Source organism: Acidocella sp. (assembly GCF_052326845.1).
GTDB lineage: Bacteria > Pseudomonadota > Alphaproteobacteria > Acetobacterales > Acetobacteraceae > Acidocella.
This window is the reverse complement of sequence record NZ_JBKQJR010000079.1, coordinates 1-17,679: the sequence shown is the minus strand read 5'-3', so window position 1 is coordinate 17,679 and position 17,679 is coordinate 1. Positions and strand designations below refer to the sequence as shown.

Below are 17,679 nucleotides of genomic sequence, written 5' to 3'. Positions count from 1 at the left end.
ATCATGCAAAGCTGGCAAGGCGGATTATCGTACGCCTGCTTATGTCCAAGCATTTCCGGATCGTCTATCACCCTGGCGTAAAGTTGTCCGGGACGGGGCGGCTTTAGAACTTTGTTCAGGCCTGGAGAAAAAACCGATGAGCCAAAACAGCCGGATCAAGCATGCCGCATTGCGGCAAAAAATCATGCCAGCCGAAGCCGCCGCCGAGTTGATTACGCCCGGCAGCACGGTGGGCATGAGCGGCTTCACCGGCTCTGGCTACCCCAAGGTTGTGCCGCAGGCCCTGGCCAAGCGGATGGAAGCCGCCACCGCGGCGGGCAACAAGTTCCGCCTGCGCGTGTGGACCGGCGCCTCCACCGGCCCCGAGCTGGACGGCGCCCTGGCCAAGGCGGACGGCATCGAGTTCCGCCTGCCCTACAACTCCGACCCTATCGCCCGCGAGATGATTAACAGCGGCAAGATGGAGTATTTCGACATGCATCTGAGCCAGGTCGCCCCGATGGCCTGGCAGGGCTTTCTCGGCCCGCTGGATACGGCGCTGATCGAGGTTTCCGGCATTACCGAGGACGGCTCGCTGATCCCCTCCTCCTCCGTTGGCAACAACAAGACCTGGCTGGACCGCGCCGAAAAGGTGATCCTGGAGGTGAACTCCTGGCAGAACGCGGCCCTGGAAGGCATGCACGACATCTATTACGGCACCGCCCTGCCGCCGAACCGCGTGCCCATCCCGCTGGTGAAGCCGGATGACCGCATCGGCCAGACCACCTTCCGCGTCGATCCGTCGAAGATCGTGGCGATTGTGGAAACCCAGGCGCCGGACCGCAACCTGCCCTTCAGCGCGCCGGACGCGACCTCGCTGAAGATCGACGGCCACCTCATCGAGTTCTTCGAGCACGAGGTGAAGAAGGGCCGCCTGCCGCCGAACCTGCTGCCACTGCAATCGGGCGTGGGCAACATCGCCAACGCGGTGCTGACCGGGCTGAACAATTCCCGCTTCGAGAACATGACCTCCTACACCGAGGTGATCCAGGACGGCATGCTGGACATGCTGACCTCCGGCAAGCTGCGCATGGCCTCGGCCACATCGTTCTCGCTGTCGCCGGAGGCCGCCGCCGCCCTGAATGCCAACATGGGAGCGTACCGCGACAAGATGATCCTGCGGCCGCAGGAGATCTCCAACCACCCCGAGCTGGTGCGCCGCCTGGGCTGCATCGCCATGAACGGGCTGATCGAGGCCGACATCTACGGCAACGTGAACTCCACCCATGTGATGGGCTCGCGCATCCAGAACGGCATCGGCGGCTCGGGCGACTTCGCCCGCAACGCCTATGTCTCGATCTTCATGACCCCGTCCACAGCGAAGGGCGGCAAGATCTCCGCGATCGTACCAATGGCCTCGAATGTCGACCACATCACCCAGGACGTGCAGGTGATCGTGACCGAGCAGGGCCTGGCGGATTTGCGCGGCCTGTCGCCGAAGCAGCGCGCTGAGACGATTATCGAGAACTGCGCGCACCCGGACTACAAGCCGCTGCTGCGCGACTACTTCAACCGTGCGCGCGAGCACTCCTACGGCAAGCACTCGCCCTGCCTGCCGGGGGAGGCGCTCTCCTGGCACCAGCGCTTCATCGACACCGGCTCGATGCTGCCCTGAAGCTGAACCAGCCTCGCGCGCTCACCCCCGCGCGAGGTGTTTCATCACCGTATTACGCTGCACGGCGCTTGCCGCCGCAGCGTCGATACGGGTCCACCGGATTTCCCCCGTTTCCAATGCCTGCTGGCGCCGCAGCACCGCCACCCCGGCATCCGAGGCATCGTCGCGCCGGGCATCAAGCCGCGCGATCAGCACCTCCTCCGGCGCATCCAGCCAGAACCCCGAAAAATCCACGCCTAGCCGGGCCGCCAGCGCGGCGGCTTCCTCCCGCTCCTCCAGCCGCAAAAACGCGGCATCCAGGATCACGCTGTATCCGGAGGCCAGCGCCGCCCCGGCCTGGGCGTGCATCTCCGCATAGACCTTGCCGTTCATCTCCCGCGTGTAGGCGCTCTCGGGCAGGCGCGTTTCCGGCGCGACGCCGCACAGTATCTTGCGCAGCACATCGGTGCGCAGAATGCGCGCCCCTGGCATGGGCACGAATTCCGGCGCCAGCACGGCGGCCAAAGTGGATTTGCCGGAGCCGCTGTACCCGCCAATGGCGAGCAGGCGCGGCATGGCGGGACGCAGAACCTCCGCCGCCAGCGCAAGATACGCGCCACCCTCCCCCGCCCGCTCCTGCGCCGCCAGCACATGCGCCCGGATGGCGGCACGCGCGGCGATGAAGAGCGGCATCGCCGCCATGCCCCCGGCCTCTGTGGTGCGGTCCAGATACCGGTTGAACACCAGGACCGCGAAACCCCGCTCACCCCGGCGCAGCAGATCCATGAGCAGGAAGGCGAGGTCGTAGAGCGGATCGATGCAGGCGAAATCCTCGGAAAACTCGATGCAGTCGAACAGCAGCGGCTTGCCCCGCCACAGCACGATATTGCCCAGATGCAGATCGCCATGGCAGCGGTGTATTCCAGACCCCCGCCCCGCCAGCAGCGCCGCCTGCGCCGCTACCGCCGCACGGCAACCGGCATTCACCTCATCCACCAGAGCCGGATCGAGCCCAAAGGCGGCGAGATTTGCGGCATTGCCCTCGACCACCTTGCGCAGCAGCGCGGCACCGTCGCGCGGGGTAAGCTCCGCCGTCTGGTGGAAGGCGGCGATGGTGTCGGTCAGCGTGCGCAGCAACGGCGCTGTCAACTTCCCGGCGCGGGCCATGGCGTCGAACAGATCCGCCTCGGCGAAGCGCTGCATCTCCAGCACGTACTCCACCGGCGCGCCCGGCCCGTTGAATTCCAACCCGCCCGAGGCGGCGCGGGTGACGGCGCGGACGCGGCGGTAGAGCTCCGGCGCGGTGCGGCGGTTGAGCGTAAGCTCGGCCTCGCAATAGGCCTTGCGCCGGGCCAGGGTGGAATAGTCGATATAGGAGAAGCGCACCGCGCGCTTGAGCTTGTAGGCGGTGTCTGCGTGCAGGAAGACGATGGAGATATGTGTCTCCGCCCGGGCCTCGGCCCCCTGGGCGAGAAAGGCGATAACCTCGTCCTGCTCAGCCACGTTCCGTCCAGGGCGGGATCTTGGCGGCAAGCTCGTCCAGCTTGGTGCCCGAGATCGTCTCGTCCTTCAGCAGTTCCTTTGCCGCCTCGCGCAGCACGGGCATATTCGCCTGCAAAATGGCGCGGGAGCGGTTGAAGGCGGCTTCCACCAGATCGTGAACCGCGGCGTCGATGGCCGCGGCGGTCTGCTCGCTGTACTGGCGCGGGCGCCAGTCCGGCACGCCCGTGGGGCCGAGCAGATGCGGCGCCTCGGGCTCGTAGGTCATCTGGCCGAGTTTGTCGTCCATGCCGAAGCGCACCACCATGGAGCGGGCGATATCCGTGGCGCGCATCAGATCATCCGCAGCGCCGGTGGAGACATCAGGGAAGATCAGCGATTCGGAGGCGCGGCCGCCAAGCAGCACGGTCATGCGGTCGAGCATCTCGCGCCGGCCCATGATGAACCGGTCCTCTCCGGGGCGCTGGATGGTGTAGCCCAGCGCCGCCAGCCCGTGCGGGATGATGGAGATTTTCTGGACCTTGTCGGTATTCGGCAGCGCCATGGCGGTGATGGCGTGACCCAACTCGTGATGCGCCACCACCTCGCGCTCCTTGGGCACCAGCAGGCGCGTGCGCTTCTCCAGCCCGGCGATGATGCGTTCCACCGCCTCGTTGAAATCCTCCAGCGTCACCGCCTCGGCCTGGCGGCGGGTGGCGAGCAGCGCCGCCTCGTTCACCAGATTGGCGAGGTCCGCGCCGGTGAAACCGGGCGTAAGGGAAGCGATTTCCTCGGCCGAGACATTCGGGGCCAGCTTCACCTTCTTCATGTGGATGTTCAGGATCTGCACGCGCCCGGCCTTGTCCGGCCGGTCCACCAGAATCTGGCGGTCGAACCGCCCGGCGCGCAGCAAAGCGGGGTCGAGGATTTCGGGCCGGTTGGTGGCGGCGAGCAGCACCACGCCGGAAGACGGATCGAACCCGTCCATCTCGGCCAGGAGCTGGTTCAGCGTCTGCTCTTTTTCATCGTTGCCGCCGCCGGGTATGGCGGCGTTGCGGGCGCGGCCGAGGGAATCCAGCTCGTCGATGAAGATGATGGCCGGCGCCTGGGCGCGCGCCTGCACGAACAGATCGCGCACACGCGCAGCGCCGACACCGACGAACATCTCCACGAACTCAGAGCCGGAGATGGAGAAGAACGGCACCCCCGCCTCGCCGGCCACGGCGCGGGCGAGCAGCGTCTTGCCCGTGCCCGGCGGGCCGACCAGCAGCACGCCCTTGGGGATATGCGCGCCGAGCCTTCCATACGCGCCGGGGTTCTTCAGGAAGTCCACGACCTCCTTCAACTCGGCCTTGGCTTCCTCCACCCCGGCGACATCCTTGAACCGCACCGGCACGTCGTTCTCGGCGTACACACGGGCGCGGCTCTTGCCCACGGCGAGCACGCCGCCGGCGCCGCCCATGCGCCCGCCCAGCAGCATGTACCACAAGCCCCCGAACAGCAGCAGCGGCGCCAGCCAGCCGAACAACGTAACCAGGAAACCGGGGGCCGGCTCCCCGGAGAAGGTGACCTTCTGCTTGGCAAGGTCCTGCGCCAAGGCGGGGTCCACCCGGTCGGTCTCGAACTGCGTCGGCTCACCGGGGGCGGCGTTCTTCAGCGTGCCGGTGATCTGGCCTTCGCCGACCACCAGATTATCCACCTGCCCCGACTGCAGCAGGGTCTGGAACTGGCTGTACGGAATGGTCTTGACCTGCTGCTCCGCCTGGCGGTTCAGCACCGAGACCAGCAGCAGCGAAAGCAGCACAGCGGCGACGATAAACCCAAAACGTGAAATCCCGTCGCCGTATTTATTGTTATTCGCCACGCCCAACCTTTCCCGCGCAACCGCAGTTCCATCCTAGCCGTTCGCGCCGCCGCGCGCGTTCAGCCCTTCCGCTGGACCGCAGCGATGGTGCGGATGATATCGGCGCGGCTGACGATGCCGACAACCTTGCCCTCGCGCAGCACCGCCACGCGCTTGATATGGTGCTGGACCAGCAGATCCACGATATCCGCCACGGGAATATCCTCGGTTACCGAGATCACCTCGCGTGTCATCACATCCTTGGCGATGCGCTTTTCCATCTTCAGGTACTCAAGGAAATCAGGCGCCAGATCCTCGCCCTCGGCCAGCATCCCCAGCCACCAGGCGCGGCGGCTCTCGTGCGTGGTACCCAGCCGGTGTATCAGGTCTTCCTCGCTCACCATGCCGAGCATCTTGCCTTCGGCATCCACCACCGGGGCGGCGCTGATCCCATGATCGCCCAGCACCTTCGCCACCTGCGACACGTTATCGAGCGGATGCACCACCACCAAGTTGCGGCTCATGATATCGGCTGCCACTACGGTCATCTCTCTATCCCCCTTTTATGTACCGGACATTGCCACGCACCGCCCGTACCGCATTGATTTCTATCAAGCAGAACGGACGGACGCCACGGGGAAGTTACTTGGCCTGCGAAGCCCGCGGCACGGTGGAACTCAGGCGGGCAGTTTTTCCTGCGGACGAGCAACGCCCCCGGCAATGCGCCGGAGAACCATGGCGGAAACCCGGCCTCTACAGGCCGAGCGAAGCTGCCTCAGCCTCGGTGAACACGCGCGAACGGGTGAGGAATCGCCTGCCCGTGCCATTTTCCAGCGAGAACATGCCGCCCATGCCGGGCACCACGTCGATGATCAGCTGGGTGAATTTCCAGTATTCGAACTGCGAGGGGCTCATATAGAACCCCGCGCCGCCGATCTCGCCGAGCTTCATGTCGTCAGGGCTGAGCAGGTAGTCACCCTTGGGGTAGCACATTGGCGAGGACCCGTCGCAACAGCCGCCTGACTGATGAAACAGGATCTCGCCATATTTTGCCTTCAGCTCGGCGATCAGCTCCAGCGCGGCGTCTGTCGCCAGAACCCGCGCTGGAGTGGTGCCCGCCTCAGAGTCTGTTTGAAAACTCGCTCTGGTGAGGCGCTTACGGGTGTTTTTTGAGCACCGGAGCGGAGCGTACTCCGGTACGTGAGCACCGGAGCGCAGAAAAACGCTCGTAAGCGGCCGCCAGAGTAGAGTTTTCAACAGACTCTCAGAAGAAGCCGAGAGCATTCGGGTTGTAGCTGACCAGCAGGTTCTTGGTCTGCTGGTAGTGGTCGAGCATCATCTTGTGCGTCTCACGCCCGATGCCGGACTGCTTGTAGCCGCCAAACGCCGCGTGCGCGGGGTACAGGTGGTAGCAGTTCGTCCACACGCGCCCAGCCTTGATGCCGCGGCCCATGCGGTAGGCGCGGTTGCCATCACGCGACCACACGCCCGCACCCAGGCCATACAGCGTGTCGTTGGCGGCGTGCAGCACCTCTTCCTCGGTCTTGAAGGTGGTGACGGAAAGCACCGGCCCGAAGATCTCTTCCTGGAAGATGCGCATTTTGTTGTTGCCGCGGAACACGGTCGGCTGGACGTAATAGCCGTCCGACAGGGCGCCGCCCAGATTGGCCCGCGTGCCGCCGATGAGCAGCTCCGCGCCTTCCTGCTTGCCGATGTCGATGTAGGAGAGGATCTTCTGCACCTGCTCGGAGGAGGCCTGGGCGCCGATCATCGTGGTCATGTCCAGCGGGCTGCCCTGCTTGATGGCGGCAACGCGCTTCAGCACCCTCTCCATGAAGCGGTCGTAGATGTTCTCCTGGATGAATGCGCGCGAAGGACAGGTGCAGACCTCGCCCTGGTTCAGCGCGAACAGCACCAGGCCCTCGATCGCCTTGTCGAGGAAGGCGTCATCCTCGGCCATCACGTCCTCGAAGAAGATGTTCGGCGACTTGCCGCCCAGCTCCAGCGTGACGGGGATGAGGTTGTGGCTGGCATACTGCATGATCAGCCGGCCCGTGGTGGTCTCGCCGGTGAAGGCGATCTTGGCGATACGGTTGGAGGAGGCGAGCGGCTTGCCCGCTTCCAGGCCGAAGCCGTTGACAACATTGAGCACGCCCGGCGGGAGCAGGTCGCCAATGACCTCCATCAGCACCAGGATGGAAATCGGGGTCTGCTCGGCGGGCTTCAGCACCACGCAGTTGCCGGCGGCAATCGCCGGGGCCAGCTTCCACACTGCCATCAGCAGCGGGAAGTTCCAGGGGATGATCTGGCCGACCACGCCCAGCGGCTCATGGAAGTGATAAGCTATGGTGGTCTCGTCGATTTCCGCGAGCGAGCCTTCCTGGGCGCGGATGCACCCGGCGAAATAGCGCATATGGTCGATGGCGAGCGGCACGTCGGCGAAGGTGGTCTCGCGGATCGGCTTGCCGTTATCCACCGTCTCCACATAGGCGAGCAGATCGAGATTCTGCTCCATGCGGTCGGCGATCTTGTTCAGGATGCCAGCGCGGAAGGCCGGCGTGGTCTTGCCCCAGGCCTCGGCGGCGGCATGTGCTGCATCCAGCGCCAGGTTGATGTCCGCCTCCTGCGAGCGCGCCGCCTGGGTGAAGGGGCGGCCGGTGATCGGCGAGACGTTGTCGAAGTACTGGCCGCCCAGCGGGGCGGTAAACTTGCCCTTGATGAAATTGTCGTAACGCGGCTTGAAGGAGAAGCCGGTCACCGAACTGCCGGCTGCGGGAGAAATTGCTGCATCGAGCATGTTTGTTTCCTCGTTTTGTCTCGTTATCTTTAGAAAGCGGGTACGTCCTCCGGCCCGATTACCTGGGCGGGCCTTGGCCAATTTCAAGGCAAGAGCCGTGCCAAACCGGCATGACACGGGAAAAACCCCGGCTGTCGGCGCCCATAATGCGGCTGGCTGGGGAAAATATTATGCGCTGGCACGCGCCGAAATGTTACGCTGTACCAAAATGGGACAGACTGATAGCATGTTTGCGTTGCAGTTGCCTCCGCGCCAACGTGAACACCAAGGACGTTGCATAAGCAAGCAAGAAGCGTCCGCAAAACACATTGGGACAGGAAACCGCGATGGCGATGCAGCCATTCACTTTACCCACTAGGGCAGAAGCGTTGAACCATTTTAATGCGGCGCCTGGTGGCGTCGATCCAGGAGATATCAGCCGGTCCTGGCAGCGCTGCCGGACGGCGGGGCTCACCCCAGAGCAGAACCGGCGCGACCACCCGCACCTCACCCAGGCGGAGCGGCGCATGGCGGCCGAGCGGCGCGCCACACTGGCCACCCAGGCACGGCCGGTGATGGATTATGTCTTCAGCCAGATCAAGGACTCCGGCTGCGTCATGCTGCTCTCGGACGAGAACGGCTATGTGCTGGACTCCGCCGGCGACATTGATTTCTGCACCCGCGCCGCCCAGGTGGCGCTCACCCCCGGCGCCTCCTGGGCCGAGGAGGCGCGCGGCACCAATGCCATCGGCACGGCGCTGATCGAGCGCAAGCCCATGGTCGTCAATGGCACAGAGCATTACCTGCGCCATAACAACTTCCTCGCCTGCGCCGCCGCCCCGCTCACCGAGCCGGACGGCAAACTGCTCGGCGTCATCGACATCTCCTGCGATGCGAGACGCTACCACCCGCATACGTTCGGCCTGGTGCGCGCCGCGGCGCAGATGATCGAGAAACGCATCTTCGAGCTCGCCTTCCTCCACCAGACCAAGCTGCGCTTCCATATGTCCAGCAATTGCCTGGGCAGTTTGATGGAAGGCGAGGTCGCCATCGCCGAGGACGGGCGGATCCTAGGCGCCAGCCGCGCCGGCTTTGCCATGCTCGGCCTGCGGCACGAGGATATCGGCACGCGCGAGATCTGCAGCGTGTTCGACCTGACCATGGCGGAGCTGACGACCCTCGGCGTGCGCGCCCAGGGCGAAGCGGTAGGCGTGCGGCTGCGCAATGGCGAACTGCTCTACCTCACCGTGGAACAGATGCGCGCGCCGGTCATCCGCCGCCCCGCCATGCCCGCGGCGGAAGTAGCACGGCCCGATGCACTGGCCGAACTGGACACGGGCGATGCCCGCGTGGCCAAGGCGATCAGCCAGCTGCGCCGCGTGCTCGGGCGCAAGGTGCCCATCCTGCTGCAGGGCGAAACCGGAGCGGGCAAGGATTTCTTCGCCCGCGCCATCCACGCCGCCGGGCCGCGCGCGAACGGGCCCTTCGTGGCGGTGAACTGCGCGGCGCTGCCGGAAACGCTGATCGAGTCCGAGTTGTTCGGCCATGCCCCCGGGGCGTTCACGGGGGCGCGGAAGGAAGGCGCGCCCGGGCGCATCCGCGAGGCCAATGGCGGCACTCTGTTCCTGGACGAGATCGGCGACATGCCGCTGGCGATGCAGACCCGGCTGCTGCGGGTGCTGGAGGAAGGCATGGTCACGCCCATCGGCGGCAAGCCGGTGCCGGTGGATTTCCTGCTGATCTCTGCCACGCACGCGGACTTCTCGGCCCGCATCGCGGCCAAGACCTTCCGTTCGGACCTGTACTACCGGCTGAACGGCCTCTCCATTTCCCTCCCGCCCCTGCGCCAGCGCACGGACCTGCCGGCGCTGATCGGGAACATCCTGGCGCGCGAGGCGGCTTCACGCGGCGGGCGGGTTCCCACCCTCTCGCCCGAACTCGCGCAGGCCTGCGCCCGCCATGCCTGGCCGGGGAATCTGCGCCAGCTTTCCGGCATGCTGCGCACCGCCTGCCTGATGCTGGAAGAGGACGAGGACACGCTGCATCTGCATCACCTGAGCGAGGAGGCGCTGCGCGAACTAACCGCCGCCAAGCGCCCGGCCGTGGCGGTGGAACCCGCCGTCGCCACGCTGCGCGCGCAGTCCGACGCGGTGATCGCCGCCGCCGTGGCCGGGGCAGGCGGCAACATCGCAGCCGCCGCGCGCAACCTCGGCATCAGCCGCAACACGCTGTACCGGCGCCTGGGCAATGTGCGCGAGCATCGGGAGGCATCGCCCTGGACAGGCGCGTGACCAAAAATTTTCCGGGTTATTTTCGACTTTTGATTTGTATCAAGGAATACCTCCCCGAACAGAGGCACATATTGGTCATCCCAAAGCGGATACACTCCCCAGACTTGGCCCTGCCATGGACTCCATGGCAGGGTATTTTCTTGCCCGAAGCGCGAGACTATTTGTTGCGTATACGCAGCAATAAAGCCGCCGGTATCCACCGGCAAAAAATCGCTTCCGCTGAGCTGGAGTTAAGAGTCCCTTTCAAAACCCGCTAGGCCGAGCTGAATGGCACCGTTTTTCGAGCACCGGAGCGCAGAAATGCGGTGCCAGACGGCCGGCATAGTAGGGTTTTGAAAGGAACTCTAAACGGCGCTGGCGTGGCGGGGCGTGACGGCGCTGGCCTGCTGCAAATAAACGTCGAACAGGGCAGCAACGTTGCGCACAAAGGGGCGGCCGCGCTCGGTCACGGTCACGCGCGCGCCATCCCATTCCACCAGCCCGTCAGCGGCAAAACCGCTGAGTGGTGCGGCGTCTTTCAGCAGCGGCGCGGGATCGGCGCCCATGGCCTTGGCGAGGGCCGGGATATCCAGCTCCAGATCGCACATGATGCGCTCGATCACGGCGCGGCGCAGCCGGTCATCCGGGGTGAGCGCAACACCGCGCGCGACAGGCAACTGGCCTTCGTTGATGGCAGCCTCGTAGGCTGGTACGCCCGTCGCGTTCTGCACATAGCCTTGCGGCAGCGCGCCGATGGACGAAGCCCCAAGGCCGAGCAGCACCGGGGTGGCATCGGTGGTGTAGCCCTGGAAATTGCGGTGCAGCGCCTTGTTGCGCATGGCGACAGCCATGGCGTCGCCCGGCAAAGCGTAATGGTCGAGCCCGACGGGAACATAGCCGCCCTCGTTTTCCAGCACCTGGCGGATCATCCGCTCCTGGGCGAGGCGCGCCTCCGCCCCCGGAAGTGCTGCCTCTGGGATCAGCTTCTGGTGCTTTTTCATCCAGGGCACATGCGCGTAGCCGAACACGGCGGCGCGGTCGGCCCCCAGCGCCAGCGCCTGGCGCGCGGTGCGGGCCACGGATTCGGCGGTCTGGTACGGCAGGCCGTAGATCAGGTCGAGATTCAGCGAGGTCACACCCAGCGCCCGCAGCGCCGTGGCCGCCGCCTCGGTCTCCTCATAGCTCTGGTGCCGGCCGATCGATTCCTGCACCTGGTCGTCGAAATCCTGCACGCCCAGGCTGGCGCGGTTCACGCCCATCAGCCGCAGCGCGTCCAGGCAGTCCAGGGTCAGCGTCGTCGGGTCGATCTCAATCGCCACCTCGGCGTCCTCGTGCAGGTGAAACCGCTTGCGGACATGATCCATGATGCCGGTAAGACAGTCGCCCGGCATGGCCGTGGGGGTGCCCCCGCCCCAATGCACCTGGGTGACTGTGGCACGGCGGCCGATCAGGTCCGCCAGCAGGTCCAACTCGCGCGAGAGCTGCACGGCATAGGCGCGCTTCGGCCGATCGTTGCGCACCACACTGGTGTTGCAGCCGCAATACAGGCAGAGCCGGTCGCAGAAGGGAATGTGGATATAGAGCGAGATCGCCGCATCCGCCGGCAGTTCCGCCAGCCATTGCGCGTAGATCTCGGCGCCGATGCCGGGGTGGAAATGCGGCGCGGTGGGGTAGCTGGTGTAGCGCGGTACGCGCCCGTGATAGCGGGAGATCAGCTCGGCATCGCTCATGGTTTTTTCCATGGCCCGATGCCGATAGGCTCACATTGATTCAGGTCAAGCGGGCAGGAAATCCGGCACGGAGAGGTAGCGCTCGCCCGTGTCGTAGTTGAAGCCGAGGACCCGGCTGCCCGCCGGCAATTCGGGGAGCTTCTTGGCAATCGCCGCCAGGGTGGCGCCGGAGGAGATGCCGACCAGCAGCCCTTCCTGCGTGGCGGAGCGGCGAGCGAATTCCTTGGCTTCTTCAGCCTCGACCAGGATCACGCCGTCAATCGCGTTGACATGCAGGTTGGCCGGGATGAACCCGGCGCCGATGCCCTGGATGGGGTGAGGTGCTGGCGAACCGCCGGAGATCACCGGCGACGCCGCCGGCTCCACGGCAAACACCTTCAGCTTCGGCCAATGCTTCTTCAGCACCTCGGCGCAGGCGGTGATATGCCCGCCCGTGCCGACGCCGGTGATGATGTAGTCCAACCCCTCGGGAAAATCGGCCAGGATTTCCAGCGCGGTGGTGCGGGCATGGATGTCGATATTCGCCGGGTTCTCGAATTGCTGCGGCACGAAGGCGCCGGGGTTCTCTTCGGCCAACTCGTTGGCCCGGGCGATGGCGCCCTTCATGCCCTTCTCGCGCGGGGTGAGGTCGAAAGTCGCGCCGTAGGCCTGCATCAGGCGGCGGCGCTCGACGGACATGCTCTCCGGCATCACCAGGATCAGCTTATAGCCCTTCACCGCCGCCACCAGGGCGAGGCCAACACCAGTATTGCCGGAAGTCGGCTCGATGATCAGCCCGCCCGGCTTGAGCGCGCCGGAGGCCTCTGCCGCCTCGACCATGGAGAGAGCGATACGGTCCTTGATCGAGCCGCCCGGATTGGCGCGCTCGGACTTCACCCACACATTCGCCTCCGGGAACAGCCGGGCGAGCCGGATATGCGGGGTTTTACCGATAGTGTCGAGAACGCTGCTGGCCGGCATCTGTATTCTCCATATATTTTATAGAGTTATTGCGCCATTCGCAGGGGCGTGCAACCCCCCGTATTGTCTAAACACAAAAAAGGCGAGCTGTCAGGCTCGCCTTTAGAGTGCGATCGCTTCACGGCGTAGAACGCCTGATCCGCCCGCGTGCTCAACCCTCCCGGGCACGGCTCAGGCTCCGGCGCAGCAACTGCCCCGGCTGGTGATGCTCCCGCAGCGCGGCGGCGAACTGGGCCGGCGCATGTTCCGGCGGGGTGACGAAGGAGGTGAAGCCGCAGGCGATGAGCGCGCCGAACTGATCGGGGAGGAAATGCCCGACGGCGCGAAGGTCGCCCTGGTAGCCGTACCGCTCGCGCAGTGTCCGGCCCAGGGTGAAGCCGCGCCCATCGCGGAATTTCGGAAACTCGATCTCGATCAGCGCCAACCCCGGCAACTGCGCGGCGATATCCTCGAGCTTTGCGTCGGGCAGCAAATGCAGCCCGGCCACGCCCGCATCGGCGATCTCCTCGCCCTTGGTGTTAACGAGCGCCATTGACGGCCTCCTTGAACGGCGCCGCGCCGAGGCGGCGGTAAGTGTCGATAAACCTCTCGCCCGGGGTGCGGACAGCCACATAGGCATTCACAATCGCCTCGACGGCGTCAGGCACTTTCGCCGTCGGCACGGCCGGGCCGATGATGCTGCCGATCGCCGCCTTCTCGTCCGCCGCGCCGCCGAGGGTGATCTGGTACACCTCCTCGCCGTTCCTATCGACGCCAAGCAGGCCGATATGCCCGACATGGTGATGCCCGCAGGCATTGATGCAGCCGGAAATATTCACGTACAGCGTGCCAATCTCATCCTGCCGCCCGGCGAAACGCTCGGCCAGGCGCTGCGCCACCGGAATGGAGCGCGCGGTGGCGAGCGAGCAGTAATCCATGCCCGGGCAGGCGATGATGTCCGAGATCAGGCCGATATTGGCGGAAGCGAGCCCCGCCTGCACCAGCCCCTGATACAGCGCGTGCAGATCGTCCTTGGCGACATGCGGCAGAACCAGATTCTGCACATGGCTGACGCGGATCTCGCCCAGCGAGTACTTGTCCGCGAGGTCCGCCACCGCGTCCATCTCATCGGCGCTGGCATCGCCCGGAATGCCGCCGACCGGCTTCAGCGAGATCGCCACCGAGATATAGCCCGGCGCGCGGTGCGGATGCGTGTTCTGCTTCACCCAGGCGGCGAAAGCCTTGTCCGCGCCGAGGGCATTTTCCAACACGCGGGTATCCAGGCGCGCAAACTCCGGCACCGGGAAGCGCGCCGCCACGGCGGCAACCAGCTCCGGCGTTAGCGCGCAGTAATCGGGCGGCAGGGCGGCGTATTCATCCTCGACCATCTGGATGAAGGCTTCCGGCTTCATCTCGCGGATTAGGATTTTGATGCGCGACTTGTACATGTTGTCGCGCCGGCCAAGGGCGTTATAGACGCGCAGAATCGCCTCGTTATAGCGCAGCAATTCGGCCACCGGCACATCGTCGCGCAGCTTGATGGCGACATAAGGCGTGCGCCCCAGCCCGCCGCCGGCGAAAATGCGGAACACCGGCTCGCCCGCAGCGTTGCGGTGCGCCTCGATGCCGATGTCATGCACGCGCACGGCGGCGCGGTCATGCGGCGCGCCGGTGATGGCGATCTTGAACTTGCGCGGCAGATAGGTGAACTCGGGGTGATCCGTGGACCACTGGCGCAGGATCTCGGCGTACAGGCGCGGGTCGATGATCTCATCCGCCGCGGCGCCGGCATATTCATCTGTGGTCACATTTCTGATGCAATTACCTGACGTCTGGATGCCGTGCAGATCGGCCTCGGCCAGCGCCGCCAGAACGGCGGGAGTATCCTCCAGCCGCAGCCAGTTGAACTGGATGTTCTGGCGGGTGGTGAAATGGCCGTAGCCGCGGTCGTAATGGCGGGCCACGTAGGCGAGCTGGCGCAGCTGGGTGGCGCTGAGCACGCCATAGGGAATGGCGATGCGCAGCATATAGGCATGCAACTGCAGATACAGCCCGTTCATCAGGCGCAGCGGCTTGAACTCATCCTCGGACAGCTCACCCGCGCGGCGCCGCGCCACCTGTTCGCCAAACTCATGCGCGCGCTGGCGCAGGAAATCGCGGTCGTATTCGTCGTAATGGTAGATACCGGCATGCGGCGAGGTGGAACTGGCCGAGGGGAGCGGCGGCAGGGTGCCTTCACCGTCGCGCCAGGGTCCGGCGGGGAGGTCTTCCCGCACGGAGGGGCCGTGCGCGCGGATCTGCTCGCGGTGCGCCACCGGCGCCAGCTTGCCAGCCTCCTGCGTCACCTCGACAGCGCGGACATCCACCACATGCGCCGCCACATCCTCGGGCTGCGCCGCGGCGAGCGCGCCAGGAAGCGCCACATCGTCATAGGCCGTCGCGGCATCCACATGCTCCGCCCAGCCCGGCGCCCCGGCGAACCAGACGGACACGCCATCGCGCAGACGGTTGGCGGTGATCACATGCAAAGACATATCCACTCAGCTTCCTACACTTGAACCCGGAACGCGAGATAAAGCTTTTTTCCGCCGCGTCCAGGCCGGAATCTCAGCCTGGAAAAGAAAATTTTGTGGATCCCAGATTACCCCGGACGAATAAGATAAAGTTTTCCTGCAAACAAAAAACCACCGAAAATTCTCACAAAAAAACCAATGCCCAGAGAGCGGATTTGCAATCGCTTCGCCGCCTCTTGCGCCGGCAACATACCTATAATACCCATTGTTATTATAGATATTAAGAGGTTGCTTTGCGCATTCGTACCGGCTTCACGCCCATTCTCGCCGCCTTCACCTTGGCCGCCGCGCACCAGGCCCGCGCCACGGAGGGGTATTTCGCCAATGGCTACGGGACCATATCCAAGGGCATGGCGGGTGTCGCCTATGCGTTGCCAACGGATTCCCTTTCCATCGCCAGCAACCCGGCCTCGGCCAGCTTCCTCGGCAACCGGGCGGACTTCGACGCCGATCTCTTCGCGCCTCAACGCAGCGCCAGCATCACCGGCAACGCGTACGGTCCGGATCAAGGCTTCAACGGCAACAAGATCAAAATCTTCGTCATCCCCGAAGCCGGCGTCATCTATCAGCTGCCGCATAATCTCTCCGCCGGGCTCGCGGTCTATGGCGATGGCGGCATGGATACGGATTACGGCTCCAATCCCTATGCGCGTTTTGGTGCCAAAGGGTCAGCGGGCGTCGATCTCCAAACCATGTTCATTTCGCCGACCCTGGCCTGGAAATTCGCTCCCGGGCAGAGCGTGGGCGTCTCCCTCGACGTCGTTGACGAATTCTTCCGCGCGCATGGTCTCGGCGTGTTTTCCGGCGCCTCGGAATCGCCCGGGAACGTGAGCAACCAGGGCGAGGACAGCGCATTCGGCTACGGCTTTCGCGTCGGCTATCTGGGCCAACTTACCCCGTGGCTTGCCGTCGGCGCTTCCTATCAGTCCAAAGCCTATGGCGCCGGGTTCGACAGGTATCGCGGATTGTTCGCCGAGCAGGGCGGCTTCAATACACCGGCCACCTACGGCGCGGGCATCGATGTGAAGCCCCTGGCAGGGCTCGATACCGCGCTGGATGTGCAGCGCATCGATTATCGCAGCGTCGAGTCCATCGGCGACGCGTTCCAGACCCTGCTTTCCGGCGTGCCGTTGGGCGCCAATGGCGGCCCAGGTTTTGGCTGGAAAAACACCACGACCATCAAATTCGGCGCGAACTACCATTTGACGCCCGCATGGCAGGTCCGTGGCGGCTACAGCTACACCACCGAGGCAATCCCAGCCAACCAGACCTTCCTCAACATCCTCGCCCCTGGCGTGGTGCAGAACCAGTTCACCCTGGGCGCCACCTATACCTCCCATGGTGGGGTGCTTCCCACCGGGCTGGAGCTTAGCGCCTATGGGCTCTACGCCCTGCCACAGACCGTGCATGGGGAAAACTCCATCCCCACGGCCTTCGGCGGCGGCAATGCGAATATCAAATTGAGCGAGAAGGCGCTCGGCGTGGGAATCGGCTATATGTTCTAGCATGAACGTAATTCTCGACCCCGCCATGCTGGCGGACTCTCTCGCCGGTGGCGTGCTGATCGGCGCTGCCTCCGCCGGACTGCTGCTGGTGAATGGCCGCATCGCCGGCATCAGCGGTATTTTCGCACGGGCCACAGGGCGTGGTGCTGCGGGCTGGCAACGGGCCTTCCTGGCCGGGCTGCTTGTTGCCGGGGCAGGCGCCGCCCTGGCGGGGCTGCCGGTGCCGGGCGGCCTCACCGGGCAGAGCCTGCCCTTGCTGGCCCTGGCCGGCGTGCTGGTCGGGTTCGGCACCAAGCTCGGCAACGGCTGCACCAGCGGGCACGGCGTGTGTGGCTTGGCGCGGTTCTCCTCCCGCTCGCTGGCGACGGTGCTGGTGTTCATGGGCGTGGCCGGGGTCACCGTATTCATCCGGAGGCACGTCCTGTAATGCGCGCGCTCACTGCCTTTGGTTTCGGCCTGCTGTTCGGGCTCGGCCTGCTGCTCTCGGGCATGACCGACCCGGACCGGGTGAAAGCCTTCCTCGATGTTGCGGGGGCCTGGAATCCGGCTCTGGGGCTGGTGATGGGCGGGGCGATCGCCGTTGCCCTGCCCGCCTTTGCCCTGGCCCGGCGCAACAGTCGCAGCCTGCTGGGTGAGGCCATCGACCTGCCCGGCAAGCGGCAAATCGACGCCCCGCTGGTCATCGGCGCCGCCATTTTCGGGCTGGGCTGGGGCCTGGCCGGAATCTGCCCCGGGCCGGGCCTCGTGCTGGCCGGGCATGCCGCCCCCGGCGCGCTGGTCTTCGTCGCGGCGATGTTGATCGGCATGCGGCTGGCGGAATGGCTGCCAAGCCGCGGCGCCTGACCGGTTTACAGCGGCTTACCCCGCGTATTACCCTGGATTGCGGCCAAGCAAGGCCGCGCCAGGACACGATCGACATGGGTATTAACGA

At 65.3% G+C, this 17,679-nt stretch carries 14 protein-coding genes; 5 read left to right on the top strand and 9 right to left on the bottom strand.

Annotation, left to right across the window (positions count from 1 at the left end; all coding sequences use genetic code 11):
• Nucleotides 1-136 precede the first annotated feature (136 nt).
• Entirely contained in the window at nucleotides 137-1,654 is a 1,518-nt protein-coding gene (locus ACLPJJ_RS05425) for an acetyl-CoA hydrolase/transferase family protein (RefSeq protein WP_443589930.1), read from the top strand.
• Between the two features lie 21 nt (nucleotides 1,655-1,675).
• Here the strand turns inward: ACLPJJ_RS05425 and ACLPJJ_RS05420 are convergent, their stop codons facing one another.
• The 5 genes from ACLPJJ_RS05420 to adh form a co-directional block, all read right to left on the bottom strand.
• Entirely contained in the window at nucleotides 1,676-3,136 is a 1,461-nt protein-coding gene (locus tag ACLPJJ_RS05420) for a bifunctional aminoglycoside phosphotransferase/ATP-binding protein (protein ID WP_443589929.1), read from the bottom strand.
• A complete protein-coding gene (ftsH, locus tag ACLPJJ_RS05415; protein WP_443589928.1) occupies nucleotides 3,129-4,976 on the bottom strand; it encodes an ATP-dependent zinc metalloprotease FtsH in 1,848 nt (615 codons plus the stop codon). Before ftsH ends, ACLPJJ_RS05420 begins: the two co-directional genes overlap by 8 nt.
• 59 nt (nucleotides 4,977-5,035) lie before the next feature.
• Nucleotides 5,036-5,503 (bottom strand): CBS domain-containing protein, encoded by a 468-nt coding sequence (locus ACLPJJ_RS05410; RefSeq protein ID WP_443589927.1) that lies wholly within the window; start codon nucleotides 5,501-5,503, stop codon nucleotides 5,036-5,038.
• 205 nt (nucleotides 5,504-5,708) lie between these two features.
• Nucleotides 5,709-6,239, bottom strand: a complete 531-nt coding sequence (locus ACLPJJ_RS05405) for a DUF779 domain-containing protein (protein ID WP_443589926.1) — start codon at nucleotides 6,237-6,239, stop codon at nucleotides 5,709-5,711.
• Nucleotides 6,220-7,752, bottom strand: a complete 1,533-nt coding sequence (gene adh, locus ACLPJJ_RS05400) for an aldehyde dehydrogenase (RefSeq protein ID WP_443589925.1) — start codon at nucleotides 7,750-7,752, stop codon at nucleotides 6,220-6,222. The genes ACLPJJ_RS05405 and adh overlap by 20 nt, the downstream gene beginning before the upstream one ends.
• 368 nt (nucleotides 7,753-8,120) lie before the next feature.
• Between adh and ACLPJJ_RS05395 the strand changes: the two genes are divergently transcribed.
• Nucleotides 8,121-10,022: a sigma-54-dependent Fis family transcriptional regulator gene (locus ACLPJJ_RS05395; protein ID WP_443589924.1), complete on the top strand. Its 1,902-nt coding sequence runs from the start codon at nucleotides 8,121-8,123 to the stop codon at nucleotides 10,020-10,022.
• 344 nt (nucleotides 10,023-10,366) lie between these two features.
• Here ACLPJJ_RS05395 and hemN read toward each other — a convergent pair whose 3' ends face one another.
• The 4 genes from hemN to ACLPJJ_RS05375 form a co-directional block, all read right to left on the bottom strand.
• The gene (gene hemN / locus ACLPJJ_RS05390; RefSeq protein WP_443589923.1) at nucleotides 10,367-11,731 is read right to left on the bottom strand and encodes an oxygen-independent coproporphyrinogen III oxidase; all 1,365 of its coding nucleotides are present in this window, start codon (nucleotides 11,729-11,731) and stop codon (nucleotides 10,367-10,369) included.
• Nucleotides 11,732-11,776: 45 nt separating this feature from the next.
• On the bottom strand, nucleotides 11,777-12,691 hold the full coding sequence (gene cysK / locus ACLPJJ_RS05385) for a cysteine synthase A (RefSeq protein WP_443589922.1): 915 nt from the start codon (nucleotides 12,689-12,691) through the stop codon (nucleotides 11,777-11,779).
• A 151-nt stretch (nucleotides 12,692-12,842) separates the two neighbouring features.
• A complete protein-coding gene (locus ACLPJJ_RS05380; protein ID WP_443589921.1) occupies nucleotides 12,843-13,223 on the bottom strand; it encodes a DUF934 domain-containing protein in 381 nt (126 codons plus the stop codon).
• Nucleotides 13,210-15,204 carry a DUF2849 domain-containing protein gene (locus ACLPJJ_RS05375; protein WP_443589944.1) on the bottom strand — a complete coding sequence of 665 codons (1,995 nt, stop codon included), beginning with the start codon at nucleotides 15,202-15,204 and terminating at the stop codon, nucleotides 13,210-13,212. The genes ACLPJJ_RS05380 and ACLPJJ_RS05375 overlap by 14 nt, the downstream gene beginning before the upstream one ends.
• Nucleotides 15,205-15,476: 272 nt before the next feature.
• On the opposite strand from ACLPJJ_RS05375, the gene ACLPJJ_RS05370 reads away from it, so the two are divergent.
• The 3 genes from ACLPJJ_RS05370 to ACLPJJ_RS05360 are packed head-to-tail and all read left to right on the top strand — an operon-like array spanning nucleotide 15,477 to nucleotide 17,591.
• Nucleotides 15,477-16,748: an OmpP1/FadL family transporter gene (locus ACLPJJ_RS05370; RefSeq protein ID WP_443589920.1), complete on the top strand. Its 1,272-nt coding sequence runs from the start codon at nucleotides 15,477-15,479 to the stop codon at nucleotides 16,746-16,748.
• 1 nt (nucleotide 16,749) lies between these two features.
• Nucleotides 16,750-17,175: a YeeE/YedE family protein gene (locus tag ACLPJJ_RS05365; protein ID WP_443589919.1), complete on the top strand. Its 426-nt coding sequence runs from the start codon at nucleotides 16,750-16,752 to the stop codon at nucleotides 17,173-17,175.
• Nucleotides 17,175-17,591 carry a DUF6691 family protein gene (locus tag ACLPJJ_RS05360; protein WP_443589918.1) on the top strand — a complete coding sequence of 139 codons (417 nt, stop codon included), beginning with the start codon at nucleotides 17,175-17,177 and terminating at the stop codon, nucleotides 17,589-17,591. Before ACLPJJ_RS05365 ends, ACLPJJ_RS05360 begins: the two co-directional genes overlap by 1 nt.
• Nucleotides 17,592-17,679: the final 88 nt, after the last annotated feature.

What these genes read in the sequence shown, in the direction of transcription:
- ACLPJJ_RS05425 (WP_443589930.1), top strand. Translation starts at nt 137, where the DNA reads ATGAGCCAAAACAGCCGGATCAAGCATGCCGCATTGCGGCAAAAAATC.
- ACLPJJ_RS05410 (WP_443589927.1), bottom strand. Translation starts at nt 5,503, where the DNA reads ATGACCGTAGTGGCAGCCGATATCATGAGCCGCAACTTGGTGGTGGTG.
- ACLPJJ_RS05405 (WP_443589926.1), bottom strand. Translation starts at nt 6,239, where the DNA reads ATGCTCTCGGCTTCTTCTGAGAGTCTGTTGAAAACTCTACTCTGGCGG.
- adh (WP_443589925.1), bottom strand. Translation starts at nt 7,752, where the DNA reads ATGCTCGATGCAGCAATTTCTCCCGCAGCCGGCAGTTCGGTGACCGGC.
- hemN (WP_443589923.1), bottom strand. Translation starts at nt 11,731, where the DNA reads ATGAGCGATGCCGAGCTGATCTCCCGCTATCACGGGCGCGTACCGCGC.
- cysK (WP_443589922.1), bottom strand. Translation starts at nt 12,691, where the DNA reads ATGCCGGCCAGCAGCGTTCTCGACACTATCGGTAAAACCCCGCATATC.
- ACLPJJ_RS05380 (WP_443589921.1), bottom strand. Translation starts at nt 13,223, where the DNA reads ATGGCGCTCGTTAACACCAAGGGCGAGGAGATCGCCGATGCGGGCGTG.
- ACLPJJ_RS05375 (WP_443589944.1), bottom strand. Translation starts at nt 15,204, where the DNA reads ATGTCTTTGCATGTGATCACCGCCAACCGTCTGCGCGATGGCGTGTCC.
- ACLPJJ_RS05365 (WP_443589919.1), top strand. Translation starts at nt 16,750, where the DNA reads ATGAACGTAATTCTCGACCCCGCCATGCTGGCGGACTCTCTCGCCGGT.
- ACLPJJ_RS05360 (WP_443589918.1), top strand. Translation starts at nt 17,175, where the DNA reads ATGCGCGCGCTCACTGCCTTTGGTTTCGGCCTGCTGTTCGGGCTCGGC.